The organism is Streptomyces sp. MBT65 (assembly GCF_016612545.1).
Taxonomy (GTDB): Bacteria; Actinomycetota; Actinomycetes; order Streptomycetales; family Streptomycetaceae; genus Streptomyces.
The window spans coordinates 1-26,055 of sequence record NZ_JAENRY010000017.1 but is presented as its reverse complement, the minus strand read 5'-3'; the positions used below and the strand labels follow the sequence as shown (position 1 = coordinate 26,055).

Annotated in this window: 20 protein-coding genes and 2 pseudogenes; 13 read left to right on the top strand and 9 right to left on the bottom strand. The window is 70.0% G+C overall.

Annotated elements, in window-relative coordinates; translation table 11 throughout:
* The first annotated feature begins 19 nt into the window (after positions 1–19).
* The 3 genes and pseudogenes from JHN63_RS06525 (at position 20) to JHN63_RS06515 (ending at position 4,420) form a co-directional block, all read left to right on the top strand.
* Positions 20–457 carry an ankyrin repeat domain-containing protein gene (locus JHN63_RS06525; protein WP_200677824.1) on the top strand — a complete coding sequence of 146 codons (438 nt, stop codon included), beginning with the start codon at positions 20–22 and terminating at the stop codon, positions 455–457.
* A 76-nt stretch (positions 458–533) separates the two neighbouring features.
* Positions 534–1,489, top strand: a pseudogene (locus tag JHN63_RS06520) (IS481 family transposase).
* 636 nt (positions 1,490–2,125) lie between these two features.
* Positions 2,126–4,420 carry an FUSC family protein gene (locus JHN63_RS06515; RefSeq protein ID WP_200677822.1) on the top strand — a complete coding sequence of 765 codons (2,295 nt, stop codon included), beginning with the start codon at positions 2,126–2,128 and terminating at the stop codon, positions 4,418–4,420.
* Between the two features lie 23 nt (positions 4,421–4,443).
* On the opposite strand, the gene JHN63_RS06510 is transcribed toward JHN63_RS06515, so the two are convergent.
* Complete coding sequence (locus JHN63_RS06510; RefSeq protein ID WP_200677821.1) at positions 4,444–5,307, bottom strand: LysR family transcriptional regulator; 864 nt, start codon at positions 5,305–5,307, stop codon at positions 4,444–4,446.
* Positions 5,308–5,400: 93 nt separating this feature from the next.
* Here JHN63_RS06510 and JHN63_RS06505 point away from each other — a divergent pair, with 93 nt between their 5' ends.
* Positions 5,401–6,138, top strand: a complete 738-nt coding sequence (locus tag JHN63_RS06505) for an SDR family oxidoreductase (RefSeq protein WP_200677820.1) — start codon at positions 5,401–5,403, stop codon at positions 6,136–6,138.
* Between the two features lie 59 nt (positions 6,139–6,197).
* Here JHN63_RS06505 and JHN63_RS06500 read toward each other — a convergent pair whose 3' ends face one another.
* Entirely contained in the window at positions 6,198–6,791 is a 594-nt protein-coding gene (locus tag JHN63_RS06500; protein WP_200677819.1) for an NADPH-dependent FMN reductase, read from the bottom strand.
* A 112-nt stretch (positions 6,792–6,903) separates the two neighbouring features.
* On the opposite strand from JHN63_RS06500, the gene JHN63_RS06495 reads away from it, so the two are divergent.
* Positions 6,904–7,740: a helix-turn-helix domain-containing protein gene (locus tag JHN63_RS06495; RefSeq protein WP_200677818.1), complete on the top strand. Its 837-nt coding sequence runs from the start codon at positions 6,904–6,906 to the stop codon at positions 7,738–7,740.
* A 95-nt stretch (positions 7,741–7,835) separates the two neighbouring features.
* Positions 7,836–8,615: a hypothetical protein gene (locus JHN63_RS06490; RefSeq protein ID WP_200677817.1), complete on the top strand. Its 780-nt coding sequence runs from the start codon at positions 7,836–7,838 to the stop codon at positions 8,613–8,615.
* 287 nt (positions 8,616–8,902) lie between these two features.
* On the opposite strand, the gene JHN63_RS06485 is transcribed toward JHN63_RS06490, so the two are convergent.
* Both JHN63_RS06485 and JHN63_RS06480 read right to left on the bottom strand, forming a co-directional pair.
* The gene (locus JHN63_RS06485) at positions 8,903–9,799 is read right to left on the bottom strand and encodes an XRE family transcriptional regulator (RefSeq protein WP_200677816.1); all 897 of its coding nucleotides are present in this window, start codon (positions 9,797–9,799) and stop codon (positions 8,903–8,905) included.
* Positions 9,796–10,620, bottom strand: coding sequence for a helix-turn-helix domain-containing protein (locus JHN63_RS06480; protein ID WP_200677815.1), 825 nt, complete (start codon positions 10,618–10,620; stop codon positions 9,796–9,798). Before JHN63_RS06480 ends, JHN63_RS06485 begins: the two co-directional genes overlap by 4 nt.
* 596 nt (positions 10,621–11,216) lie before the next feature.
* Here JHN63_RS06480 and JHN63_RS06475 point away from each other — a divergent pair.
* From JHN63_RS06475 to JHN63_RS06455, 5 genes are all read left to right on the top strand, one after another.
* Positions 11,217–12,809: a peptidoglycan-binding protein gene (locus JHN63_RS06475; protein ID WP_200677805.1), complete on the top strand. Its 1,593-nt coding sequence runs from the start codon at positions 11,217–11,219 to the stop codon at positions 12,807–12,809.
* 23 nt (positions 12,810–12,832) lie between these two features.
* A complete protein-coding gene (locus JHN63_RS06470; RefSeq protein WP_307781831.1) occupies positions 12,833–13,189 on the top strand; it encodes a serine hydrolase in 357 nt (118 codons plus the stop codon).
* 288 nt (positions 13,190–13,477) lie between these two features.
* Positions 13,478–14,674: a Clp protease N-terminal domain-containing protein gene (locus tag JHN63_RS06465; RefSeq protein WP_307781830.1), complete on the top strand. Its 1,197-nt coding sequence runs from the start codon at positions 13,478–13,480 to the stop codon at positions 14,672–14,674.
* A gap of 94 nt (positions 14,675–14,768) precedes the next feature.
* Positions 14,769–16,247: a histidine kinase gene (locus JHN63_RS06460; protein WP_307781829.1), complete on the top strand. Its 1,479-nt coding sequence runs from the start codon at positions 14,769–14,771 to the stop codon at positions 16,245–16,247.
* 4 nt (positions 16,248–16,251) lie between these two features.
* A complete protein-coding gene (locus JHN63_RS06455; protein ID WP_200677799.1) occupies positions 16,252–16,905 on the top strand; it encodes a response regulator transcription factor in 654 nt (217 codons plus the stop codon).
* 75 nt (positions 16,906–16,980) lie between these two features.
* Here the strand turns inward: JHN63_RS06455 and JHN63_RS06450 are convergent, their stop codons facing one another.
* On the bottom strand, positions 16,981–17,940 hold the full coding sequence (locus JHN63_RS06450) for an NADP-dependent oxidoreductase (protein WP_200677797.1): 960 nt from the start codon (positions 17,938–17,940) through the stop codon (positions 16,981–16,983).
* 153 nt (positions 17,941–18,093) lie between these two features.
* Here JHN63_RS06450 and JHN63_RS06445 point away from each other — a divergent pair, with 153 nt between their 5' ends.
* Positions 18,094–18,936, top strand: coding sequence for a helix-turn-helix transcriptional regulator (locus JHN63_RS06445; RefSeq protein WP_200677896.1), 843 nt, complete (start codon positions 18,094–18,096; stop codon positions 18,934–18,936).
* Positions 18,937–19,552: 616 nt separating this feature from the next.
* Complete coding sequence (locus tag JHN63_RS06440) at positions 19,553–19,975, top strand: transposase (RefSeq protein WP_200677795.1); 423 nt, start codon at positions 19,553–19,555, stop codon at positions 19,973–19,975.
* Positions 19,976–20,404: 429 nt separating this feature from the next.
* Here the strand turns inward: JHN63_RS06440 and JHN63_RS06435 are convergent.
* From JHN63_RS06435 to JHN63_RS06420, 4 genes and pseudogenes are all read right to left on the bottom strand, one after another.
* A pseudogene (locus JHN63_RS06435) lies at positions 20,405–21,408 on the bottom strand (IS5 family transposase).
* Between the two features lie 285 nt (positions 21,409–21,693).
* Positions 21,694–22,917, bottom strand: a complete 1,224-nt coding sequence (locus JHN63_RS06430) for an IS701 family transposase (RefSeq protein ID WP_374222899.1) — start codon at positions 22,915–22,917, stop codon at positions 21,694–21,696.
* A gap of 278 nt (positions 22,918–23,195) precedes the next feature.
* A complete protein-coding gene (locus JHN63_RS06425) occupies positions 23,196–24,401 on the bottom strand; it encodes an IS110 family transposase (RefSeq protein ID WP_200677794.1) in 1,206 nt (401 codons plus the stop codon).
* A 261-nt stretch (positions 24,402–24,662) separates the two neighbouring features.
* Positions 24,663–26,055 (bottom strand): IS1380 family transposase (locus JHN63_RS06420; RefSeq protein WP_234476215.1); only part of this gene is annotated, 1,393 nt, incomplete at its 5' end.

The window sequence follows — 26,055 nt, the reverse complement described above, 5'->3', positions numbered from 1 at the left end:
CCAACCCTATTCTCGGCCCATGAACCGGCGGCGGCAGAAGAAGCTCTCCAGACGCCTCTTCGGAGCGATTCAGGGTGGTGACACCGCCGTTGTGACCGCGGTACTGAGATCCGGAGCCGACCCTGAGCGAGCCGACGGCGAGGGCACCACGCCTCTCTACGCGGCCGCGGTGAACGGAGAGGCCGCGATCGCGGGTCTGCTTCTGGCGGCCGGTGCCTCGTCCGACACCGAGAGCAGCGGAATCGGCGCGGAGGGAACGCCGTTGTGCGCGGCGGCGTGTTGGGGGCACACCGACACGGTGCGCGAACTGCTGGCCCACGGCGCCGATCCGAACGTACGGGAAGATCACGGCACCGGCTGGTCGCCGTTGGACTGGGCGGGCAACGGTCCCCATCCCGAGACGGTCGCCCTCCTCACCGCAGCGGGCGCTAGTTGTATTGATCACGAGCGTTGTTGACGCGGGTCGGACTTGATCGTGACGAAGGCCCCCGTGTGTGGTGGAGGTGTCGAATCTTCACCGCACGGAGGCCTTCGTGTCCCACCGTAATGCCCGGCTGACCGTTCAGGCAGGCGGCTGCTCGTCGAGCGTGTCCGCTCCGGCCGTCCCGTCGCCCATGTCGCCGCCGAGATGGGCATCTCCCGTCCCACAGCCCACAAGTGGATCCGGCGCTGGCGGTCCGAGGGCGAGAGTGGACTCATCGACCGTTCCAGCCGCCCCCGCAGGACACCGCACCGGACCGCAGCCGCCACCGAGGCCCGTGTTTGCAGGCTGCGCCAGGACCGCAAACTCGGCCCGGCACGCATCGGACCGATCCTGGGCCTGCCCGCCTCGACCGTGCACCGCATCCTCACCCGGCACGGCCTCAACCGCCTGGCCTTCCTGGACCGGCCCACCGGCCAGGTCATCCGCCGCTACGAACGCGACCGGCCCGGCGAGATGGTCCACGTGGACGTCAAGAAACTCGGCCGGATCCCCGACGGCGGCGGCCACAAGGTGCTGGGCCGCCAGGCCGGCCGCGCCACCCGCAGCTCCGTGGGCTTCGACTACGTCCACTCCGCCGTCGACGACCACAGCCGCCTGGCCTACAGCGAAATCCACGGCGACGAGAAGGCCGACACCTGCGCAGGCTTCCTGCGGCGGGCCGCAGCGTTCTTCGCCGCATCGGGTATTGACCGCATCTAACGGGTCCTGACCGACAACGCCTGGCCCTACCGCAAGAGCTTCGCCTGGCAAGGGGCGCTGGCTGACCTCGGCGCGACCGGAAAGCTGACGCGCGCCTACCGTCCCCAGACCAACGGCAAGGTCGAACGCCTCAACCGCACCCTGCTCGAGGAGTGGGCCTACCTGCGGCCCTACACCAGCAACACCGAACGCACCGAAGCCCTGGCAGACTTCCTGCACACCTACAACCACCATCGCTGCCACACGGCACTCGGCGGCCAGCCACCCATCAGCCGCGTGAACAACCCTGCGGGTCAATACAGCTAGTGCGCGCTCGGGACGACGATCGACACGTACTGGGTGAGTGGGTGGGACGGAGCGGGGGTTGCGCAACTGGCCCACAGCGTCGGCTTGTTGACCGTCAGGTCTACCGGGACCTTGACCTGGTCTCGAAGGAACCGGACGCGAGTGCGGCGACCGAGGGCAGCTCGTACGTACCGGCGGTCGGTCCTTGGTCCTGTCATCGGCGGCCGCCTTCGGTTTCGCGGCCTCCTTGGCCACGGTCCGCGCGTGCTCGACGGCCTGCGGCGCGGTTCCGTGGTCGGACGAGGCGAGCGCCGTCGTGGCCAACACGGCGTACAGGCCCGCGGCGGCGACGCCGACGGCGGCGAATCCCGACGTGCGGTGCTGCATGGTCCATCCTCGTGGTCGTAGGGGAGTCCATGGGAGAGAGAAGGTCCGAGGGGGCCGACTCGTCGTGGCGAGCCCGACCGCCGTTCCACCACCCCCACGCCCCGGACCTCCACATGGCGCACACTCCACGGCGCTGCGTCATCGAACCGTGACCGAACCCGGCCCGGTCCCGATCCGGTGCGACGGCGCGGTGTGCGGGGCCCGTGCATGGCGGATACTCGTGAGCGGTGGGGTACCTGGGCGTTGTGCCGACAGGAGGTGCGCGTGCGCATGCGGACACCTTTGCGCGTCCTGGCCGGGCTGATCCCCACCTGGTTGCGCGACCACGACCCGGGACTCGTGGCGACCCGTCGGGCCGCGCGCACCGCGCTGGTGATGCCCGCGCTGTTCGCCCTGTGCAGCCAGGTGCTGCACTCCACGACGATGGCGACCTACGCGGCGTTCGGTTCGTTCTCGATGCTCCTGCTGGTGGAGTTCACCGGCCCGATGGTGCAGCGCCTGCGGGCGCACGTGGGGCTGGCCGTGGCCTGGGCGGTGCTCATCTGTCTCGGCACGCTGGTGGCCCGGACGACGTGGCTCGCGGTCGCCGTCATGGTCCTGGTGGGCTTCCTGATCCTCTTCTCCGGTGTGGTCAGCTCCGTCCTCGCCGGCGCGACGACCGCCCTGCTGCTGGCCTTCATCCTCCCGGTCACCTCGCCCGCCCCGCTGTCCCAACTGCCCGACCGGCTGGCCGGAGCGGGCCTCGCGGCGGTCGCCGCCATGCTCGCGATCTCCCTGCTGTGGCCCCGGCCCGCCGCGGACCCGCTCAGCGCGCCTGCCGCCCGGGTCTGCCGCGCGGCCGCCGAACAGCTGCGTACGGACGCCTCGTGGCTGGCCGGCGGGCCGGACGCGGCCACCACCCGGCAGTGCGAGGTCACCGCCGGTCAGGCCGCCGCAGCGGCGGCCGACCTGCGCACCGCCTTCGACGCCACGCTCTACCGGCCCACCGGACTGTCCGCCGGCTCCCGCGCACTGGTCCGGCTGGTCGACGAACTGACCTGGTTGAGCGCCATCGTCGCCGACAGCGGCCCGCCGAAGGAGGACCCCGCGGCCTGCGACGCCGACGCCCACGCCGTACGACGAGCAGCGGCTACGGCCCTGGACGCGGCGGCCGACATCCTCGACGCCCCGCGCGGCGCGCCCGACGCCCTCCGCGCCGCCCTCGCGAACCTCCGTACGGCCATGGACGGCATGGAACTCCGCGCCACCCACCGGCTGCCCGTGCACCGGCCGAAACCCGGCACGGAGGCGGAGGTCCGCGCCTTCATCGAGACCCTCGACCTGTCGTTCCGCGCCCAGGAGCTGGGGTTCGCCACCCTCCAGATCGCCGGCAACGTCGACCTGGCCGCCGCTGCCGAGCGCCGCAGCTGGCCGGAGCGGCTGCTGGGCACGGAACCCGGCGCGCTGACACAGCCGCTGGCCTCCGCCGTCGAGCGCGCCGCCGCCCACCTGGAACCGCGCTCGGTGTGGCTGCACAACAGCCTCCGGGGTGCGCTCGGCCTCGGCATCGCGGTGGCCCTGGCGAACGCGACCAGCGTCCAGCACTCGTTCTGGGTGCTGCTGGGAACCCTGTCGGTGCTGCGGTCCAACGCGCTCAACACCGGGCAGAACGCGCTCCGAGCCCTGGGCGGCACCCTTGCGGGTTCACTCATCGGGACCGGGCTGCTCCAGCTCATCGGGCACCACAGCACCGTGCTCTGGTTCCTGCTCCCAGTCGCCGTGCTCGTGGCCGGCATCGCGCCCGCCGCCATCTCGTTCGCCGCGGGCCAGGCGGCCTTCACCGTCACGCTGGTCATCCTGTTCAACATCGGACAGGACCCCGACTGGCACATCGTGCTGCTGCGGATCGAGGACATCGCCCTCGGCTGCGGGGTGAGCGTCCTGGTCGGCCTGTTCTTCTGGCCGCGCGGCGCTGCGGCGGCCGTCGACCGGGCACTGGCGGCGGCGTACACCGAAAGCGCACGCTACCTGGCCGACACGGTGGAGTACGCGGCCAGCCGGTGCAGCATCGGCTGCATCCCGACCGACGCCCCGCTGGAGGCCGGTCGGCAGGCGGCCGCCGCGTCCCGCCGACTCGACGACGCCTTCCGCAGCTACCTCGCCGAACGCGGCGCCAAACCGGTACGGCTGTCCGACATGACCACCCTGGTCACCGGGATCGTAGGACTGCGCCTCGCCTCGGACGCCGTACTGGAACTGTGGCAGCGCAACGGCGGCGAGGAACGGATCGAACCCGACCGTTCCGAGGCCCGGCTCACCCTGCTCGAGAACGCCGTCCGGGTGGCCGACTGGTACCGCGACCTGGCCGACGGCCTCGGCCGGCACACCGCCGTCCCCGACCCGCTGTCACCCGACCCCGGGGAGGAGGCACGCCTCGTCCACTCCCTGCGCCGTGACCTGCGCGGCGACGACGGACACGCCACCGCGACCGCCGTCCGCATCATCTGGACCGCCGACCACCTCAACGTGGCCCGCCGCCTGCAACCCGGCCTGGCAGCGGCGGCGAAACCGAGCGATCCGGCCTGACGGCGCGGGAAGACGAGCGGGGATCAGAGCCGAGCCGCCGTACGGACCAGCCCGGCGAGGGCGACGGAGCGGCTGTGCGCGGGCCAGGCGATGTGGGTGACGACCGGCGGTGCGTCGGTCACGGGGACGGCGGTGTGCTCGGCCCACAACCAGGCACGGGCGGAGTCGGGGAAGACCGTCATGGTGCGTCCGAGGGCGATCAACTGGGCCAGCTGCGTCTGGTCGTGGATCTCGGGGCCAGGCCCGGGCGCGTACCTGCCGTGGCGGGGCCAGCGGGCGAGCGGAAGATCGGGAACGTCGGTGATGTCGGCCAGGGTGAGGCTCTTCCGCGCGGCGAGGGGGTGCCCGGCGGGCAGGACGGCTACTTGCCCCTCGGTCATGAGCACCTCGCTGTCGAACCCGGCCAGGGAGTTGAACGGCGCGTGCATGAGGGCCACGTCGGCACGGCCGTCGCGCAGCATCTCTTCCTGCTCGCACATGCCGCTCGGCAGTACCTCGATCTCGGCGGCGTCCGGCTCGGCCGCGTAGGCGTCGAGGATCTTCTGCAGCAACTCGTGGGCCGCGGCGGCCTTCACCGCCAGCACCAGACGGTTGCGGGAGCCGCCCGGAGTGTCGGCGCCACCGGCGCGACGCGTACGGCGAGCGGCGGCGGTGGCCGCGTCGAGGGCCGCGCGCCCCTCGTACAGCAGTACTTCCCCGGCGTCCGTCAGAGAGACACCCCGGCGGTTGCGTTCCAACAGACAGACGCCGAGGCGCCGTTCGAGCTGTTGGATCGCCCGGGACAGCGGTGGCTGGGCCATGCCGAGACGCTCGGCGGCGCGGCCGAAGTGCAACTCCTCCGCGACGGCCATGAAGTACCTCAGCTCGCGGTTCTCCAGGGTGTCCATGGGGACAACCTACCTCTGTGATACCCACCGGGTATGACAGGGCACCGTATCGGTGTTGGATGCCCCCGGTGTCCGCGGGCGAACATCAACGGCATGAGTGAAACGAAGATCGCGCTGGTGACCGGCGCGAACAAGGGAATCGGGTATGAGATCGCCAACGGGCTGGGCGCCCTCGGATATCGCGTGGGTGTGGGAGCCCGCGACGAGGTCCGGTGCGAGACCGCGGTCGAGAAGCTGCGTGCCGCCGGGGTGGACGCGTTCGCGGTGCCGCTGGACGTGACCGGTGACGGCAGCGTCACCGATGCGGCGGAACTGATCGAACGGCGGGCCGGGCGCCTGGACGTCCTGGTCAACAACGCCGGTATCTCGGGGGAGGTGGGCCCGGGGTGGGTGCAGGACCCGACCGCTCTCGACCTCGACCTGGTCCGCACGGTCGTGGAGACCAACGTCATCGGTGTCATCCGGGTGACCAACGCGATGCTGCCGCTGTTGCGGCGCTCGACGGAGCCACGCATCGTCAACGTCTCCAGTTCCGTCGCCTCCCTGACCCGGCAGGCCGACCCGGACATCCAGGTCGGCCCCGTCATGGCGGCCTACGCGCCGTCGAAGTCGTTCCTCAACGCCGTCACCGTGCAGTACGCCCGGCAGCTCGCCGATACGGACATCCTGATCAACGCCGCCTGCCCGGGCCTGGTCGCGACGGACTTCAACGGCTTCCACGGGCCTCGCACTCCGCAGCAGGGAGCGGCCACGGCGATCCGGCTCGCCACGCTGCCGGACGGCGGCCCGACCGGTTCGTTCTTCGAGGACGCCGGCGTTGTCCCCTGGTGACCCCGAACCTGCCGTCCCCTCCCCGGGGTGAGCGTGGATCCGGCGTTCCGGTGCCGCGCTCACCCCGGGTAGGGGACGGCGTCGCGCGCCGACCTCAGCGCGACCGCCCACCAGGCCAACTGGTCGAGCACCGTCCGGGCGTGCACGGGGGATCGGGGATCGAGCGGCCGACCGTCCTGCCATGCCGTGAAGTAGTTCGGGAAGGTCAGACCGTCCCGGATCGTCACCGCGTGCAGTTCGGTCAGCACGTTCTCCAGATGCAGCACCGCGTGCCGGCCGCCCGCGGCGCCGCCGTAGCTGACGAAGGCGACCGGCTTGGCCGCCCACTGGGTGAAGTGCCAGTCGATGGCCGCCTTCAGCGACGCGGGATAGCTGTGGTTGTACTCCGGCGTGACGACGATGAACGCGTCCGCTTTCGTCAGGGCCGATGTCAGCGCCGCCATCCCGGTCGGGCGTGGGTAGTCGTCGCGAGCGAGTTTCGGGGATGCCGCGGGCAGTGCCAACGGGATGTCGATCTCGGCCAGATCGACGACTTCCACATCGAAATCACCGTGCAGATCGGCCTGTTGGGCCACCCACGAGGCCACGACCGGGCCGAACCGCCCTTCCCGCACGCTACCGACGATGATCACCAGCTGAGGTCTGTTCTCCATGCCCACCACGATCGGACGGCACCGCGCCCCCAGCCAGACCGCGCTCAGGCTGGCCCCCGCAGGGCCACGCTGAGCACTCCGCCGGGAGTGGGCACCGCCGTAGACTCACGCCATGGGTTCGCCGTTGGGGGATTTCGTCCGGACCGCGCGAGACAGCATCCAGCCACAGACGCTGGGCCTGCCCGAGCACGGCCGCCGCCGGTCACCGGGACTGCGGCGCTCGGATCTCGCCGCGCGGGCCGGCATCAGCGTCGAGTACCTGACGCGCATCGAACAGGGCCGTGACCGCAATCCCTCGGTGGCCGTGGTGAACGCGCTCGCCGACGCACTGAGCCTCAACGCGTCGGAGCGCGACCATCTGCGCTACCTCACGAAGATCACCGGCGGCGAGTGCTCCGCCCACACGCGACCCGAGCCACCGGGCCGCGAGGTCCGCCCGACCGTCCTGGAGACGCTCCGCCTGCTCGAACCGGGCATCGCGCTGGTCACCAACCGGCTGGGCGACGTCCTCGCCCATACCGGTGGCTACGAGTCGGTGACGCGCGGCACCGGACTGCTCGACGCCGAAACACCGAACCTCACTCGCTACGTCTTCACCGACCCCCGCGCACGGACGTTCTTCACGGACTGGGAGGACATCGCGGACGAGCAGGCCTTCGACCTGTGGCTCGCACCGTCCGCGGGCAACTCCGAGTGGTTCACGACGGAACTTGCCCGCGCCGCCGGGCCCGACTTCACGCGCCGCCTGAACCGGCACGTGGTACCCCGACGCGGGGTACTCCGCCTCAGCCACCCGTCCGGGTGCGAGCTCCGACTGCTCCGCGAGACCCTCGAACTCTCCACGGACGCCGAGCAGTTGATCGTCCTCCTGCCTGCGGACGACGGCACGGCCGAGGCTCTCGATCAACTCCGTCGCAGCTCGCACGGCCGGCTGCGGGTCATCTCCTGAGGGTCCTTCCCTTGGCAGGGCTCGTGCGTGAGTGCCCAAGTGGAGGTTTCTGATCACATAACCTCTCCTGGCACGCACACGACAAGGGGAGGAACATGAGAGGCAGAACGGCCTGGGCCGCGGCCGGTGGGGCTGCGGCTCTGGTGCTGATGACGGCGACCGGGGCGCACGCGGAGGGGCGGGGCGATGTCCGGGTGGTGAAGACCGTCGTCAACGGTGGCGGCAACGTCATCGTGGGCACGGCGAAGACGATCCGCTACCCGGTCGACATCACCGTCAAGGACAACTCGGGGGCGAAGGGGCTCACACACGTCAGCACCTTCAACAAGACGAGCGCCTACACCTTCGCGACCTGGAACGACGACTCGTCCTGCACGAAGAAGAGCGCGACGACCTCGGTGTGCCGGGCCACGCTGACGATCGACCCCGCCTGGATCGCCGACAGCGACGACATCGACTCCAACAAGGTCGCCGGCGTCTGGCAGGTCAACGCCACCGTCAAGGCGAACGACGGCGACTACTGGATCTCCGACCACATCGCCGAGTACAAGGTCAAGCGGGCCGCCCAGCTCACCACGGTGATCGCGCCCGAGAAGGTCGCCAGGAACGCCAAGGTGACCGTCACCGGCAAGCTGTCACGGGCCAACTGGGAGGACCGCAAGTACCACGGGTTCCCCGGGCAGCAGGTCAAGCTCCAGTTCCGGAAGAAGGGCGCCGCCCACTACACCACGGTCAAGACCGTGACGACGGGCAACATCGGTCAACTGACCACCAAGGTGACCGTCACCTCGGCGGGCAGCTGGCGCTGGTACTTCGCCGGCACCACGACGACCTCGCTCAAGGCGTCTACCGGGGACACGCTCGATCTGAAGTAGCCGACGGGGCGCAGAGGCTTCTCTGCCCACCGGACATCCACCTCGTTGTCGTCGGCGTGACCACGGCGAGGTGGACGTCGGCCAGGCGGCGGCCGCCGTCACGGGGTGCGTCGACCGGTGGCTGTGCGGTGCCCGGTCTCCGTCGCACCGGCTGGGAGCGGTCAGGAGGAGCGGAAACGTCCGTACGGAGAAGGCGAATCCGTGAGCCGCCTTCCGCAGGATCTCCTTCTCGAGTTCGCGCACCCGCTTGCGCACTCTTCCAGCGCCGACGCAATCACCTACCTACGTCAGGGCGGCGACACGGAATAGCACTGGGCCGGATCTCCCGCCCCGGGGCTCGTCAAGCAGGCTTTCAACCGTGTTGCCTTGCCACTCGTGGCAATCAGATCGGTGTAGATGAACGGGTCGCGCTTGCCCAGGTCGGCGACGGTGACGCTCTGGGCGGGACGGCCGGGTGTCGCCAGCGTGAGCCTGTCGCCGGCGGCGGCGTTCCACACCCTGGCCCAGGCGGCGCGGCACAGCGGGTTGTAGCGGATCTCCATGCCCACCCCGGTCGGGGTCTGGATGTGGAGGAGCGTCTGTGGCTGTACCCCACACAGCTCTTGCCCCGGGTCGTGCCCGTCGCACGCGACTCCCGAGCAGCCGACGCGGAAACCGCGCGTTGAGGGGGCCGTGCCTTCGGCACCCTGGCCGGTTGACCCCCACCCGTTGGCCGTGAGGGTGATCAGCACCACGAGCAAGGTCACGGCCGCGCTCGCCGCTGCTCCGGTACGCCACTTTCGGCCGTGGCGTGGGGTCGGATCGCGTGTCTCCGTATCGGTCGTTGCCTCGGCAGGTGGAGTGATGGCCCTGCCGTCATGCGTCCTCACCCGTGGGGAACTCCCTGCCACGGGTGCGGGTACCGGCGCTCGGGAAGTGGCCGGCGCGACCGCACCCCGCCCGGCCCAGGAGGATTCGGCGAGTTCCCACAGGGCACGCAGCCGTGGTTCTGGCTCGTTCGCGAGCCGACACAGCGTGCGGACTGCCGGCCATGGAGCCAGGGTGCGGGCCGTGAGATAGCGCTGCCAGGACGACTTGCTGTACGTCGACTCGGCGGCGAGCACGGACAGGGTCAGCCTGTGACGGTCGCGGAGCGTGCGCAGTTCGGCGGCAAGGCGGGCGCACTCGCGTGGTATCTCCGTCACCCTCGCAGTGCCGTCCAGGTCCGCGGTCCGACCTGGCCGTCGATGCCGAGGCGGTACGTCTTCTGGGCCTGTATCACGGCGGACTCGGTGAGCGGTCCGAAATTGCCGTCGACACCGCCCGGTGAGATTCCCGCACGCCGCAGCAGGCACTGCAGCTCGGCCACCTCTGGTCCCGACATGTCGACTTCGAGGTGATCCTTCCGCGTGGTGCTGTTACCGGCGTACCACCCGCCCGCCTTGTGGACGTAGTCGCACGTGTACGGGACGGGCCGTGCGACCGCCGCTGGACGAGTGGCCGTTCCGGAGAGTTGAGGATGTCCCAACTCGACGGCCAGCAAAGCGATCGCCGCACCCGCCGCGGCCGAGACCCCGACGGTGACAAGCAGTCGAAGGTGTGACGTGAGAGGTGCGGCACCCACCGAACCGCCTACCGACAACCCTCCATCGGCAAGCCGACCGCCCGCGGCCTCCGGCACGCCCGGTGCGCTGTCCCGCTCCACCACATCGGATCCGCTGCCCTCCTCGGCGGAACCTGGTGCACCAACAGCCGGTTCGAAACCCCAGGCCCCCTGCGCCGTCTCGTGCCGTGCCAGCAACCGTGTCGGGTCCGCCCCCACCGTCGCGGCCAGCGCTTCGACCGCCTCGCGCGGAGGAAGCAAGCGGCCGCCGAGGTACCGATTCCACGACGAGGCGCTGTAGCCGGTGCGGGCGGCCAGCTGCCGTAAGCTCAGCCCACTCGCGTCCTTGAACCGGCGTAACTGCGCCACGAATTCCACGACTGCGGGGTCGAGCCCCGAAGGCAGCGCCTTCCAACGCCCCATGTCCTACCCCCGGTTCTTCCTCCCGGCACGCCCCCAGGTGCGGTGCCTCAGTTCGATGCTAGCGGCCCACCCGTCCCCGCTTCCAAGCGGCACGACTGTGTTGCGGCGACCCGGGCCACCGCGACACGGCGCCGAATCACCGCAGGTGGGAAGCCATGTCAGCCCTTCCCGTCGACATATCGTGTCCGTCCGCCGGGGAGCGGACCCGGTGTGTCCCGTCCGCCGGCCGCTCGACCCGGACGACGGGCACCCCGTCGAGGCCGAACAGCACCGTCGTACACCGAGCATGACCCCGCGTCAGCAAGCCGGCACCCACCCAGCCGTCCTGTTCGGCGGCCGCGCCGAAACCGTCCCGCTCAACCGTCACGCCGCAGCAGATCCCTGCAGGTCAGTGGCAGTGCCGTCCCGCAATCCCATCACATCCCGACGCGCTGTGGACGCGGGCCGGACCGGGGCCCAAAGATCACCTGCAGCGCTGCTTTCGACCGGCACCGCCCCACCGCTGGACAGGCGGCGCCGGTAGGACTCGAGCGCCGTGTCGCTCAGCGGCTCCCGCGTTGATCACTGCAACCAGACGTCAAGGATTGGAATATGTCATGAACCTGTTTGACCCCAGCCAACGATTGTCTCGACGCAGGCTGCTGACACTCGCCGGCGGCGCCGCGGTCGCGACCGCGGCCGGTATCGGATTCGCCCAGTCGGCATCCGCGTCGTCCACGGTGTCCGCGGCGACCGGCTACGGGATCGACTACTCCGACGCGTCGCTCACCGCCGGTTCGGTCGCCGGGGCGGGCTACGGCTTCGTGTGCCGCTACCTCAGTTGGCTGCCGAACCCGAAGGTCCTCACCCTGTCCGAGGCCCAGGCACTGACCGCCGCGGATCTGGGCATCGTCTCCAACTGGGAGTCCGACGGGTTGCAGGACTGGCAGAGCGGCGTCCCCTCCGACCCCTACGCCCAGGGTGCCGGGCATGCCACCGAGGCGGAGCGGCAAGCGCTGGCCAACGGGATGCCGTCGTCGCGGCCGATCTACTTCAGCGTCGACTTCGACCTTCAGTCCTCGATGTATTCCGCGCTCAACTCCTACTTCGACGGCGTCGCCTCGGTGATCGGCCGGTCCCGGACCGGTGCGTACGGCGGCTACCACGTGATCAAGGAACTCTTCGACAGCGGGAAAATATCCTGGGGTTGGCAGACGTACGCGTGGTCCAGCGGGAACTGGGACAGCCGCGCGCAGTTGCGGCAGGTCCAGAACGGCATCTCGGTGGCCGGGCACGACGCGGACCTCGACCAGGCGATGGCCGCCGACTACGGGCAGTGGGGCGGATCGGGCGGCGGCGGAACCGGCGTCATCCTGCCGTCCTGGCCGAACATCACCGACGGTATGACGGGCCCCAGCGTGCAGGCGGCGCAGTACCTGCTGCGCTACCACGGCGCCTCGATCACCGCCGACGGCCAGTTCGGGGCGGCCACCCTCGCCGCGACGAAGAGCTTCCAGTCCGCGAACGGGCTGGGTGTGGACGGGCAGATAGGGCCGCAGACGTGGTCGGCGCTGATCGTCCAGGTCCAGTCGGGTTCCAGCGGCGATGCCGTCCGGGCCGCCCAGGTGGAGCTCAACCGGTTCGGCTACGGCCTTGCTGTCGACGGCAGTTTCGGCTCCGGCACGGACAGCGCCGCCCGGGCTTTCCAGTCGGCGCACGGACTGGGCGTGGACGGTCAGGTGGGACCGCAGACCTGGCAGATGCTCGTGGGTACCGGGAGCGGCGCCTCCGGCGGCGGCACCGTCGCGCCGCCCTGGCCGAACGTCATCGACGGCGACACCGGGAACAATGTGCTGGCCGCGCAGTACCTGCTGCGCTACCACGGTGCGTCGATCACCGCCGACGGCCAGTTCGGACCGGCGACCCTCGCCGCGACGAAGAGCTTCCAGTCCGCGAACGGGCTGGGGGTGGACGGTGAGATAGGCCCGCAGACCTGGTCGGCGCTGATCGTCCAGGTCCAGACGGGCTCCAGCGGCGACGCCGTCCGGGCCGCCCAGGTGGAACTGAACAAGTTCGGCTACGGCCTTACTGTCGACGGCAGTTTCGGCTCCGGCACCAACAGCGCTGCCCGGGCCTTCCAGTCGGCACACGGACTGGGCGTGGACGGCCAAGTGGGGCCGCAGACCTGGCAGATGCTCGTCGGCAGCTGACCACCGAGCAGCTCCGGCGGCGAGTGTGCGGGGCGGTCTCCGGCGAAGGCGCCACCGCCCACGGCAGACTCCTACGACCCGACACCGTCAAGATCGTCTTCGGCGAGCAGGTCCGCGGGTCGGATCTCGTCAACGGCCTGCACCTCAGGTGGGGCATCGGATACGCGCTGCCCCACCGGCGCACCCTGCCCTGGATCCCCGACGGACGCATCGCGTTCTGGGGCGGCTGGGGAGGTTCCATGGTCGTCATGGACCTCGACCGGCGCATGACGATCAGCTACGTCATGAACTCCATGGGGCCCGACATCCTGGGCTCCCCACGAGCCGCCGCCTACGTCACCGCCGTCTACAAGGCCCTCGGAATCGACACGTCATCCTGACGACCGCCTCCTGTCCGTCTCCGGGTGAGCGCAAGCAGCCGAGGGTGGTACAGGAACAGCCGCACGCCCTGTCCGGCTGGAGGGCGACGGCGTGTCGGGGTCGGGCAACGAGCGGACCGCGGGCCGGAGTTGGCCATGCGGGGTCCAGTCTGACGTTCAGGTCCGCCGATCGGACCGCGAGTGTGGCCGGTCGGCCGACGCGGTGGCGCGGAGGGCGCGTCTAGCGTCGTTCGGACCAGCCACCGTGATCGAGGGGAATGTTCGATGGACCAGCGAGGGACGACAGAAGTGAACGTCGGCGCAACGGACTTGGTCGGAGCGACCACGGAGTTCGAGCCGGACGTCATGGACCTGCTCGTGGAGACACTGCGTCGTGCGGTCAAGAGCGAGCTGCCGGTCGTGGGGACGGACACCCTGCTGGGCGCGCTCGTGATGGGGGGGACGGACGCCGGTGCGGCCATCGCCACGGGCATACGGGCGGCCGGTGCGCTCAGCGGGGTGATCTCCGGCCGGGCGGGCCTTGGTTGGGTGAGCGACGACGAGGCGCGCAATGTCCCGGTAGACGTTGACGCGGAGGCCGATCAGGCGGAGGTCGATGCCGCCTGGCGTGAGGCACACTGGCGGTTCGGCCTCCGTCCGCGCGGATCGGCTTCGGAGAGCCGCCCGGTGCTGCCCGGGATGAGCGGGGCCCTGCGCGCGTGCCTGCTGTTCGCGCTCAGGTCGGCCCGCGCCGAGGGGACGATCTCGGTGCGCTGCCGGCACGTGGCCCGTGCCCTGCTGGACCTGCCGGACACCAGGGCACGCGAAGCTCTGCTGCTGCGGAGGCTCGATGCGGCGACCGCGCTCGCGGATTTGGACGCGAGCACCCCGGCAGAGGCCGAGGGGGTGGAATCCCGCGGCGTCACCCTTCTCCGCCGGGCCGGAACCCTGGGCAGGAGCGGCAACCGCCTGACGCGCGCGCTGACTTCATGGACCTCCGGGACTGCCGTGAACGGCTCCCCGGTGCTGTTCGCGGTGAACGTCGAGGCCGTACGACAGGCCGTACGGTGCGGGCGTACGGCGGCGGAACCGGTCGATCTTCTGCTGGGGACACTGGCCCTGGAGCGGGCGCTGTCCGTGGCGGGGCGCTCGCTTCCCGCCAGTCTGTCGGACGTCAACACTGCTTCTGCCCTGCTGCGCCGGCACGGCGTACGCCAGGTGTCCCTGGTCGCCTCGGCTTCGGCGATCCCCTCCACCTCTGCCCCCGACGGTGACCGCGTGCGGCTGTCCGCCGCCGCCGACCGGATCACGGCGGTCGCGCAACTGTCCGCGGCCCAGCACGGTTCGCCCACGGTCGGTACGGTCCACCTGCTGACCGCGCTGCTCGACGAGTCGGCGACGGATGCGGACGCCGGGGTCGGTGGCGCGGTCGTACGACTGCTGACCGCCGGGCAGGTGGACGTGGCCGCGTTGCGGACAGAGCTGCGTCTCCGGCTGGGCGCATGACAAGCGGGGCCCGCCGTGCGGCGATCGGCACTGCCGCGGCTACCGTGCCCCCTGGGAGATCCACGGTGGCGGGGCAGGGGCGATCATGAGTCAAGTGTCCGAGGACGCAACGTCGTTGGGCCCGTTCGCACGGCTGGGACACCTGCTGACCGGTGTGCCCGGGCGGGTGCGCCGCGAGGTGGCCGAGAGCTGGGCTGCGGTGCGTGCCGCCGAGCGCCGTACGGTCGTCGTCGAGGCGCTGCTCTGTGCCCTGGCGGCTGCCTGGTGTCTGCTGCCCTTGCTGACAGCGCACCCGGAACGGCCGGTGTCGGCGGTGCTGGAGGGCGTGTGGGCGGCGTTGATCGTCCCCGCTCGGCGCGGTCGGCCGAGCGCGGCCGTCGTGGGCGCTTCTCTGCTGCTCGTGGGGGCCAACGTGTGGACGGCCGCGGTGGTGCCGCTGGTCGTGCTGTCCGCCACCCGTCGTATCGCACCGCCCCGGCGTGCGTGGCGGGCCGCCGGGGTGGCCTGCGCCGCCGTCGGTGTTCTGACCGCCGTCCACGCGCTGGTCCGCTCCGACGCCCTGCCGGTGGAACTGGCGGGCAACGCGGTCTCCGCCGTGCTGCTGGTGCTGCTCCCCACCCTGGCCGGAACCCTGTTGGGGCGGCGGCGGCCCCTGGTCAGCCTGCTTCGGGAGCGCAACGCCTACCTGGAACAGACCCGTGCGCTGACCGCCGCGGCGGCGCGAACGCAGGAACGGACCCGGATCGCGGGGGAGATGCACGATCTCCTGGGCCATCGGCTGAGCCTGATCTCCGTGCACGCGGGAGCACTTGAACTCGCCACCGCGCGCCAGGCGCCCGCCCTCGTCCAACAGGCCGAACTGCTGCGCACGACCGCCGGTACGGCCATGGGGGAACTGCGCGACATCCTCGGCGTCCTGCGACATGTGGACACTGCTGCACACCCCGGCAGCAGCGGTGACGAGCGGGGAACACGTGCGGACATCACCGCGCTGGTGACGGAATCCCGGCAGACAGGCAGCACCGTCGAGCTGGACTGGTCCGTTCCCGACACGGTCGAGGTGGACCTCCGGACACGGCACGCGATCCACCGGGTGATCCGCGAAGGGCTGACGAACGTGCTGAAGCACGCGTCCGGCGCGCCCACCAAGGTGGAGGTCAAAGGCGCCGCCAAGGGGATCGAGGTGTCCGTCACCAACGACGCACCGCTCACTGCGGACCACTCGCAGGGAGGAACCCGCAGCGGACTGGCCGGCTGTCAGGAACGGATCTCGCTGCTCGGCGGAACGTTCGCAGCGGGCGCCTTGGCGAACGGCGGTTTCCGCATGGCGGCTTGGCTGCCCAACTACGGGAAACCCCCTCAATTCGCCGCGCTCGAAGGGGACTTCACTCCTACGGACATGGCGGCTCGCCCTCCCTGCGGCGGCACCGGAGAGGAAGGGGCCCGTGCCCCGCTGTCGGACGAGATCCTGACCTGGCCGCGCGTCCTGGGTTCCGGCTGCGTGGCACTGCTCGTGATCCTGCCGACGATCGGCTTCCTCGTCGTTCTGCTGACAACGGCAGCCCTAAGATGAGGCGATGATCCGAGTCCTGATCGCCGACGACGAGGCACTGATGCGTGCGGGAATCCGGCTGATCCTGGAGAACGCCGAGGACATCGAGGTGGTCGCCGAGGCGGGCAACGGTCAGGAAGCCGCCGCGGCCTGTCGCACCCAGGACATCGACGTCGCCCTCCTCGACATCCAGATGCCGACCAGGGACGGAATCGCGGCGGCCGAGGACATCGCCCGGCTCTCGCCCCGCACCTGTGTCGTGATGCTCACGGCGTTCGGCGAGGAAGCGAGCGTGACGCGCGCCCTGCGGGCCGGGGCGAGCGGATTCCTCCTCAAGGACACCGGTCCCGCCCAGCTGATCCACGCCGTCCGACTCGCCGCGAAGGGCGAACCGGTCCTGGCCCCCGCGATCACCCGCCAACTGCTGGAACGGCACGTAGAGTCCGGTCGGGACACCGAAGCCGCTCGTCGCAGGACCGAGGAACTGACCCCGGCCGAACGGGATGTCCTGCGTCTGCTCGCCACGGGCCTGTCCAACACGGAGATCGCCGACCAGCTCTATCTGAGCGCCGGTACGGTCAAGGCCCACATCAGCCGGATCCTCACCCGCACCGGCTGCGCCAACCGCGTACAGGCCGCCGTCCTCGCACACGACGCCGGGATGCTCACCGACCGTTGAACCCTGTTCCAGCGGTCCACCACCTCGTGCACCGGTCGGCAATCCAGCAAGTTGCGCTCCGACGGCCGGACTTGGTCACAGGGCGCTGCGCGGGACCGTCACCACGTGCTTGCCTACGACGCCGCCGCGCTCGAAGGCCTGGTGTGCGGCGGCGATGTCCGCGAGCGGGTACACGCTGTCGACGACCGGGCGCAGCGCGCCCGAGGCGACATGGCCGGCCAGATCGCGCAGCACGGGGGTCTCGGGGTTGGCGCTGAAGGTGCGGATGCGGCGGGAGCCGTGCACGCTCGACGCGGCGATCGCGGCGATGGCGGACGGGGACAGCCCGACGGTGACCATCCGGCCGCCCTTGGCCAACCGGCTGCGGTAGCAGTGCAGTTCCGTGCCGACGGTGTCGACGATGACGTCGAACGGCCCGATCTGCTCCGAGGTGACGGAGCCGTAGTCCAGGACCTCGTCGGCGCCGAGGTCGGTGAGGATCTCGGCATGCCGGTCACGGGCGAGCGCGGTCACGTGGCCGCCCATGGCGTGCGCCAACTGCACGGCGGCGGTGCCGACTCCACCGGCCGCGCCCCGGACCAGGACGCGTTCCCCGGCCGCGAGGTGCACGCTGTCGCGCAGTGCGATCAGCGCCGTGGAACCCGCGACCACCAGGGAGGCCGACTCGACCGAGGAGAGGTCCGCCGGGGCGTGAGAGAGACGGTCCGCGGACACCACGACGTACTCCGCCGCCCCGGCGACCGCGTGCCGCTGCCTAGGGTGAACCATGCCCCACACCCGGTCCCCGACCCGGTATCCGTCGGCACCGGCGCCGGTCGCGGCTACGACGCCGGCGAAGTCCAGCCCCGTTCCGATCGGGAAGCGGCGCCCCGACACCATCTTCAACTGCCCTGTCCGGACGATCACATCGTGCCCGTTGACGCTCGACGCCTCGACCGCCACCAGTACCTCGCCCGCGCCGGGAGCGGGACGGTCCACGTCGTTGATCCGCAGCACGTCCGCAGTGCCGAAGCTCGTGATCTGAACGGCCTTCATGTCGCTGTCCTTCCGTGGCCCGCTGTGTGGTTGATCCGATGTTGGACCCCGCACGCGGCATCACGGTCGTTCTCCTTTTCCTGGGTCCGGCAGACCCACCCTCGCGGGCCGCACGGGCGGCATACTGGCGCGGTGACCGACACCTCCCACGCCATGAGCGACGATCCCCGACGTGAACTCGCGGAGTTCCTTCGCACCCGCCGAACTCGGCTGCGGCCGGAGGACGTTGGACTGGTCCCCGGCGGGAGGCGGCGCGTCGCCGGGCTGCGGCGCGAGGAGTTGGCCCTGTTGGCGGGGGTGAGTTCGGACTACTACCAGCGCATGGAGCAGGGTCGCGACGTGCGTCCCTCCGAGCAGGTGCTGGACGCCCTCGCGCGCGCCCTGAACTTCTCCGCCGAGGAGACCCGCCACCTGCACGGCCTCGCCGCCGCCGCGCGTACCCCGAGCCGCCCGCCGCGCTCGTACGAACCGGAGGAGGTACCGGACACCACGCTACGGCTGCTGCACGGCATGACCGCGCCCGCGCTGGTCGTGGGCCGTTTCCTGGACGTGCTGGCCTGGAACCCGCTCGGCGGCGCCCTGCTGGGCGACTTCACCCGGCAGCCGCAGTCGCAGCGGAACCTGCTGGCCCTGTTCCTGCACCCCGAGGCCGACCGGACCTGCCCCAACCGGGCGGCCACCGTCGCGGAGCTGATCGGGATGCTGCGGACCCAGGTCGCCGCCGATCCCGGCCACCCGCGCGCGGTCGAGCTGGTGGGTGAACTCGCCGTCCGCAGCGACGAGTTCGCGGCGCTGTGGGCCCTCCACGACGTGACGGAACCCACCCGTGGCCAGATGCGCCTGAACCATCCCCGGGTCGGCGAACTGAACCTGGACTGGGACGCCTACCCGATCCCGGGCAACCCCGGCCCCGCACTCATGGTCTGCACCGCCGCCGAAGGCAGCCCCGACGCCGAGCGACTCCGACACCTCGCCGAGCTGCTGGGCGCCGACTGACCCGGCGCGGGGAATCAAACGCGGCCGCCAAACGCTCTGGCCTGCGTGAAGACGATTGGTATCCTCATCGGTTCTTCCTGAGGACACTAGCAGATAGGTCTCTGACCTGCTTCTTTGCTAGCCAGAGTAGGTTTGGCCGCTTGTCGATCTTGGCGGTTCTTAGCGGTTGTGAGCGGGCTCTGGCGGTACTCATGCTGACTCAATGCTGACTTTGGTGACGGGTCGTCAGGCGTCTGGGATCGGTCGGACGAGGGGCTGCGCGAACGCCCCTATAGACGGTATCGACCTTGCAGCAGCGAAGGTCACGGGTGGTTGTAAACCCCAGGCGTGTTCACGTACGCGAGGCGGTTGTCCGCGCTGCCTCCGACGACGATCCCTGCCTCATCGCGCGAACCAGCCTTTGCTCTGCTCTCGTACGTCAGCGCTTCGGCCTGGCTCTTGAAGCAGATCAGCCTTCGCGGGGTATGGCGTCCCCCGTACGGTGGGAACTCATCGTCGAGATGATCGCCTCGCGCAGCCAGCGCTGTGCCGCATCGTCGTCCAGGCGAGGGTGCCAGGACATCGCGTAGCTCATCGCGCCGATCTCGTCCGGTGCCGGGACGGGGCCTCCCCCTGAGTGGTGGACACGCTGATACTGGATCTGCTTGATCCGGAGGAAGCGAGAAGACCGCCGATGGTGATGAAGGAGTGTTCGGACGAGTTCAGGGCCGATGCCGTGGCCCTGTACGAGTCCACACCCGGGGCGATCTACAAGAGCATCGCCGCTGACCTGGGCGTCAACCGGGCGCCCCTGCGTGAGTGGGTGCTGCGGGATCGCGAGCGCCGTGGCGTCACCGCCGAGGCTGCGAAGCCGGGAGCCCCGTCTCGGGAGGCGGTGCCGTCCGCTGATCCGGACGAGCGGGTGCGGCAGTTGGAGGCCCGGGTGGCCCAGCTTGAGGCGAGTGAGCGCAAGCTCGCCACCCAGCGGGACATCCTCCGCAGGGCGGCCAAGTATTTCGCCGGAGATTGTGTCCTGAACACGAAAGAGAACTGGTTGTAGGACAGCTTTCAAGAGTGGTGCTGTGCGGAAGATGAAGGTTTTATGGCCCTTCGGAGCCGCCCTGCGGGGGGAGGCTTCAAACCGCCTCATGCTGCGTTAGCCGAAGACTGTCGTGGTGAGCGATGAGGAAAAGTCGCCGTAAGAGGCGTCAGGTGGGGACCGGGAAGACGAACGCAAGTGAATCGCTGCTGACGTGTCGAAACGAAAACAGACGACATCAAAACCGGGGTGTTCTCCGGACTTCGGGATGAGCCTGGCGGGAGCCCGTCTATTGGCCAGGTGGTGTCCGGCATGCAGGCGACGTGAGCCCGGTCTGCGGCTTCCGCATGGAACAGGAGAAGGCGCGCCCCGATACTGCCCGCCGTGCAGCGGCGGCGAGAGGGAGCGCCTCAAGCAGTGGACACTGCTAGGGCGCGTATCGAGTCGTGATCATTTGGTGGTCCGGGTGAGGTCTTTGATCCAGATCATCGAGGCGCGTAGGTGGAGGCCGGCGAGGTAGCTGTCCGGGGTCTTGTCGTATCGGGTGGCGATGCCTCGCCAGGTTTTGAGCTTGTTGATCAGGCGCTCGACGGTGTTCCTCTCTTTGTAAAGGCCGGTGTCGTGGCTGACGGGCCGGCCGCCCCTGGAGCCGTTCTTCTTCCGGTTGGCGGCCTGGTCCTTCTTCTCCGGGATCACTGCCTTGATGCCGCGTCTGCGCAGGTGGGCCCTGTTGCCGCGGGAGGAGTAGGCCTTGTCGGCGGCGACCGCGTCCGGCCGGGTGCGAGGGCGGCCGACGGGGCCGCGGACCCGTAACTTCTTGAGGACGGGGATGAATTGCGGGCTGTCGGCAGCCTGGCCCGCGGTCAGCACGAACGCCAGCGGGCGGCACTTGCGGTCGGCGGCGAGATGGACCTTGCTGGTCTGCCCGCCCCTGGAGCGTCCCAGGAGGGCGGCCTTCAGCCGGAGTTTTCGGCGACGCCGGATGCGTCGTCGTTCTTCCCGCCCGGGATCTGTTTCGGCGTCCTGTCCGTCCTGTTCTTCGAGGCTGCCCCTTTTGACCTGGCCTTCTCCGCCTCTGCGGCAGCCTTCTCCAGCGCGGTGAGGACGTCCTGGTCCAGGTGCATCCCGGCTGCGTCGTGGTGAGCACGCGCGGTGGTGGAGTCGATGCTGACCAGGGACAGATCGATCTCCCCCCGCTTCACGGCTTCCGCGATCAGGCCCTCCAGCAGGGCCTCGAAGACACCGGCGTCACGCCACTGCCGGAAGCGGTTGTGGACGGTCGGCCAGGCACCGAACTCCTGCGGCATCTCCCGCCACTGTCCGCCGGTCTTGAACCGCCAGATCACGCCTTCGAACTGCTGCCGCAGCCGCTCGGGGTACGGGCCGTACTCGCCGATCGGCAGGTACGGCTCGATGAACTCCCATTCCTCGTCCGTTAGTTGCACTCGCGTCACGCAAGAAGGTCTACCGGTCCAGACCCCGCCACGAAGGCGAATCTCGCAGATTGATCACGACTCGATACGCGCCCTAGTACTCCAGCAGGATTTCGCTGTCTGACCTGGTCTTTTCTGCCGGGTGGCGGGAGTGTAGCGGGACTTCGATCGTGCGGGGGCGGTCTCACGGGGACCACCCCTCGAGCGTGCGACAACGCCGCAGGTAGTGACAGCGGCGGGCGACTGCTTGGCGTCGGCGGCGCCAGTTCGACCAGCTCAGCGCGTGGTGTCGTCCGCGGTGTCCGCTCAGGTGCGGGGGCCGGGCACGACAAGCTGCCAGGAGTCGCCGAACCTCCGCCACTGTGAGCCCGATGGCCCCGACTGTCCCACCTGTTCGGCCCCCTTTTCCCAGGGCTGGTTTGCCGTGGCGGCCAGGAAGGCGTGCGCGAGCATGGCCAGAGTGATGTGCCGATACCAGCCCACGTAGCGGCGGACCTCGTACTGATCCAGGCCGCACTCGTTCTTCGCGGCCTGGAAGCACTCCTCGATCGCCCAGCGCGCCCCGGCAACCCGCACCAGCTCCTGGACGGTGACCTGAAGGGGCGCGTAGGCGAGGTAGTAGGCGATCTCGTCGGGCTTGCTGATGCTGCGCCGGGCCAGTGCCCACCGCATCCGGTGCGGGACGTCGCCCTGATAGTCGAACTCGGCGACGGCCGGCAGCCGCACCGCTGCCCAGTGATAGACGCGGGGCCCCTTCGCGCCGTCGCCGCACGAGATCTTCTCCCACGCCTCGGCGGGTGCCTGCGCGAACAGGCCATCGATCCGTGAACAGCCCACGCTGAACTGGGACTTGGGCACCGCCAGTACGTAGCCGACACCCGACTGTTCCAGCAGCCGGCGAAACCGGTTGTCCTGCCCGTAGGCGGAATCCGCGGTGACCCAGGTAATGGGCAGCGGCGAGGCCAGGGCCCGCAGCACCATATGCCGGGCCAGTTCGCCCTTGGTGGCGAACTCCCGCTCGTCGGGGACCCTCGCGGTGCGGCAGCGTTCCCGGTCCTCCGTCCAGGACTTCGGGAGGTAGAGCTCGCGGTCGACCAGGGCCCGGCCACGGGCGGAGGCGTAAGCGGCGAAGACGCCGATCTGGCAGTTCTCGGTCCGGCCTGCGGTCCCGGAGTACTGGCGCTGGACCCCGGCGGAGGTGGTGCCCTTTTTGATGAACCCAGTGTCGTCGATGATCAGGACACCGTCGGCCTCGCCGAGCTTGTCGGCGACGTATTCCTGCAGGTCGTCGCGGATGTCATCGGGCTCCCACTTCGATCCGGCGAGGAGGTGCTGCAGGCCGTCAGGGGTGGAGTGGCCGGCCTGTTCGGCCAGCTGCCAGCTGTTCTTGCGGGCCACCGGAGCGAGCAGCCCGCGCACGTAATCCCGCATGCGGCGGCGGAGCTCGACTCGGCCGAAGCGGTGCCCGATGGTCAGGAAAAGATTGTCCAGTTCGAGGTCCCACTGCGCGGCGGCAGACTCGGTGATCACCCTGGGAGGCTGCCCCGCCGCTGTCACTACCTGCGGCGTTGTCGCACGCTCGAGGGGTGGTCCCCGTGAGACCGCCCCCGCACGATCGAAGTCCCGCTACACTCCCGCCACCCGGCAGAAAAGACCAGGTCAGACAGCGAAATCCTGCTGGAGTACTAGGGGCTGAGTACCGATGCGGGGCGGGCCGGCGGCCCGGCTCGTAGTAGTGGTGAAGCCCTGTAATGGGGGGGTGCCCCTATCTCTTTCGTCAAGGGGCGGGTTGGTTGATTGGTGGTGTTTCAGGCGGCTTGGGGGACGGCTTGAGGTTCGAAGAACGTGCCGTCGCGGAGCATCGCGAAGAGCACGTCGACGCGGCGGCGTGCGAGACACATCAGGGCTTGCTTGTGCCGCTTGCCCTCGGCCTTCTTCCGCTCGTAGTAGGCCCGGGAGGCCGGGTCGGACAGCGAGGCGAACGCGGCGAGGAAGAAGGCCCGTTTCAGGTGTTTGTTGCCTCTGCGGGACGGGCTCCCGCCGCGGATCGAGGACCCCGACCGCCTGGTCACCGGAGCGAGCCCGGCATAGGCGGCGAGGTGGCCTGCAGTCGGGAAGGCGGTGCCGTCACCGACGTCGATGAGGATGCGGGCTCCGGTCCTGACGCCTATCCCCGGCATCGACGTCAGGAGCTCGGAAAGAGGGTGCGACTTGAGCAACTCCTCGATGTCCGAGGCCAGTTCCTTGCGCTGGTCGAGCAGGCCGGCCAGGTTCTTCGCGAGCTTGGGCACGATCACTGCGGCCGCGTCGGTGCCCGTGACGACGACGGTCTGCTCGTCGAGTGCGGTGAAGATGTCCTCGGCCAGTCGCTCGGCCATCCTGGGCGCCTTCGGCCGCAGCAGCGTGATCAGGCGCCGTCGTCCGGCCTTGCGGATCGCCTTGGGCGAGCCGAACTGTTCCAGCAGCGTGAGCACGGCCGGGTGCTGGATGCGTGGCCCCAGGACCCGTTCGAGGTGGGGGTGGATCTGGGTGAGCAGGCCGCGGAGCCGGTTCGCGACCCGGGTGACCTCGCCCGCGAGGTCGTCGTCGAAACCGACGATCATGTGGAGTTCGGCGGTGGTTTCGTCCGTCAGCTCGATCGACCGGAGCGTGTGGGGCATGGTGCGGGCGGCGTCCGCGATGATCGCCGCGTCGCGGGCGTCGGTCTTGCCCTCACCGGGATAGAGGTCTGCGATCCGCCGCATCGTCAGGCCCGGCAGATACGCCACCTCGCAGCCCGCGTCGCGGGCGATGGCCAGTGGCAGAGCACCGATCGAGGCGGGCTGGTCCACGACGACCAGGACCCGGCCGTACTTGGCCGTGAGCTTGTCGAGCAGGGCCCGTATCCTCGGCTCGCTGTTCGGCAGCGGCTTGTCGACGACGCTCCTGCCGTCCGGCATGAGGCCGGTGGCGTGGTGTTCGCCCTTGCCGACGTCGAGGCCGAGGAAGACGGCCACGTCGCGGATGTCGATCACTTCACTCCTCCTGGGAGGGACTTGTCTTCCCGGCCAAGGCACGGCGCCGACATCCGGCAACCACGTTACGAAGAGCGTTGCCGGCGGGCCGGCGCTCCTGCCCCTATTAGCCTCGGCGTTTCGGTTGGGGTGATGAGGCGTCGTTGATCGTCAACTGTCGTGTGGGCAGGGTGCTTTCACGGCTCGGGCATGGTGGTGTCCCGGCGCGGTGGTCGGGTTCTCCAAGGTCTTTCGGGTTGTGGGCAGGCAGGGTTGTGCCGGTCAGCCGGCGGGACGGGGCAGTGCGGCGAGGCGGTTGAAGGCTGTGGTGAGTTCGTGTCTCCAGGGCCAGGTCGCTGATATCCGCAAGCGCAGGCGTCGGCTGCCGCGGGTGAGGCGTGCGGCGACGTGCAGCAGCCGGTAGCGGAGCTTCTTCGGCTCGGCGGTGGCGAGTTCGCCGTCCAGCAGCAGGACGCGGGCCCATGCGAGCAGGTCGATCGCAGCGAGGCTGAGTTCGAGCCAGACGGCGTTGACGTTGAAGTCGCGGGAGGGGAAGCGGCCGAAGCCGGTGCTCTTGCCGCACCGGATGTGGTCTTCGACGCATGCGTGCCCGCGGTGGCGGACCTCCAGGAACTGGGCGGAGCCGCCGCCGGTGTATGGGGTGTCGGTGAGGAACACTTGGTGCCGCAGGCCCTCTTCGTGGTCGAACAGGGTCAGCTGGGCTCCCGGGTGCGGGCGTTCGCGGCGCACGATGATGCGGGTGCCTGCTGGATAGCCGTCCAGGTTGACCAGGCCGGTCAGCTCGGCGACTTCAGCCCCGGCTCGCAGTGTCCCGTCCTGGTTCAGGGCGGGATGCCAGAGGCGGTCGGGCATGGCCCGGACAGCACACCGGACCGGCTCGTTGATGGCGTATCCGACCGAGAAGAAGGTACGGACGCCTCGTCTACGCAGGTCGCGGACGTGGGTGAGGAAGGCTTTCGCGGATCCGGCGCTGTCGGTGCGGATAAGGATGTCCGTGCCGTGGCGGTGGGCGTCGGGGATCTGCGCGAGTGCCTGGTCGAGCACGGTGATGTGGTCGCTGGCGGTGTTGGCGCCGGCGTTCCCGGGCCGCAGCCGGCCCGACAGTGCCTCGCCGGTGTTGGCCAGGAAGCACAGCAGCGGGTGGAAGCCGAAGCCGCCCTTGTAGGTGGGTGCGGCCTGCTGTTTCTCTGAGTGGCAGGTGACCAGAGTGGCGTCGAGGTCCAGGACCAGACCGGTCAGCATGCGCCCCGCGGCCCGGACTTCGGGTATGCCTCCGCCCTGCTCGGCGGCCTGCAGCCAGGCGGCTTCCCGGGCCGTGGCGCGGGCCGGGGCCAGCGAGGCGAGGGCCCTCTCGTCGATGTCGGCCAGCAGTCGCCAGGCCGTCGGTGTCGAGGCGACGGGACCGAACACCCCAGCCTGGTCCCGCAGCACGGCCAGGTCCGCGATGGCGTCGCCGCCGTCGGCGAGCATCACCGCCAGGTCGGTGGCGATCCTGCCCGGGTCATGGCCGGTCCCACGCGGCCGAAGCGACCGCAACGCGGTCGAGTACGCGGCGCTCAGCCCGGTGGCATCGGCAAGATCGGCCAGCAGTCGTGTCCCGGCATGCCCGACCACCCCCGAACCATCGGCACTGAGAGGGCGGTAAGTAACGTGT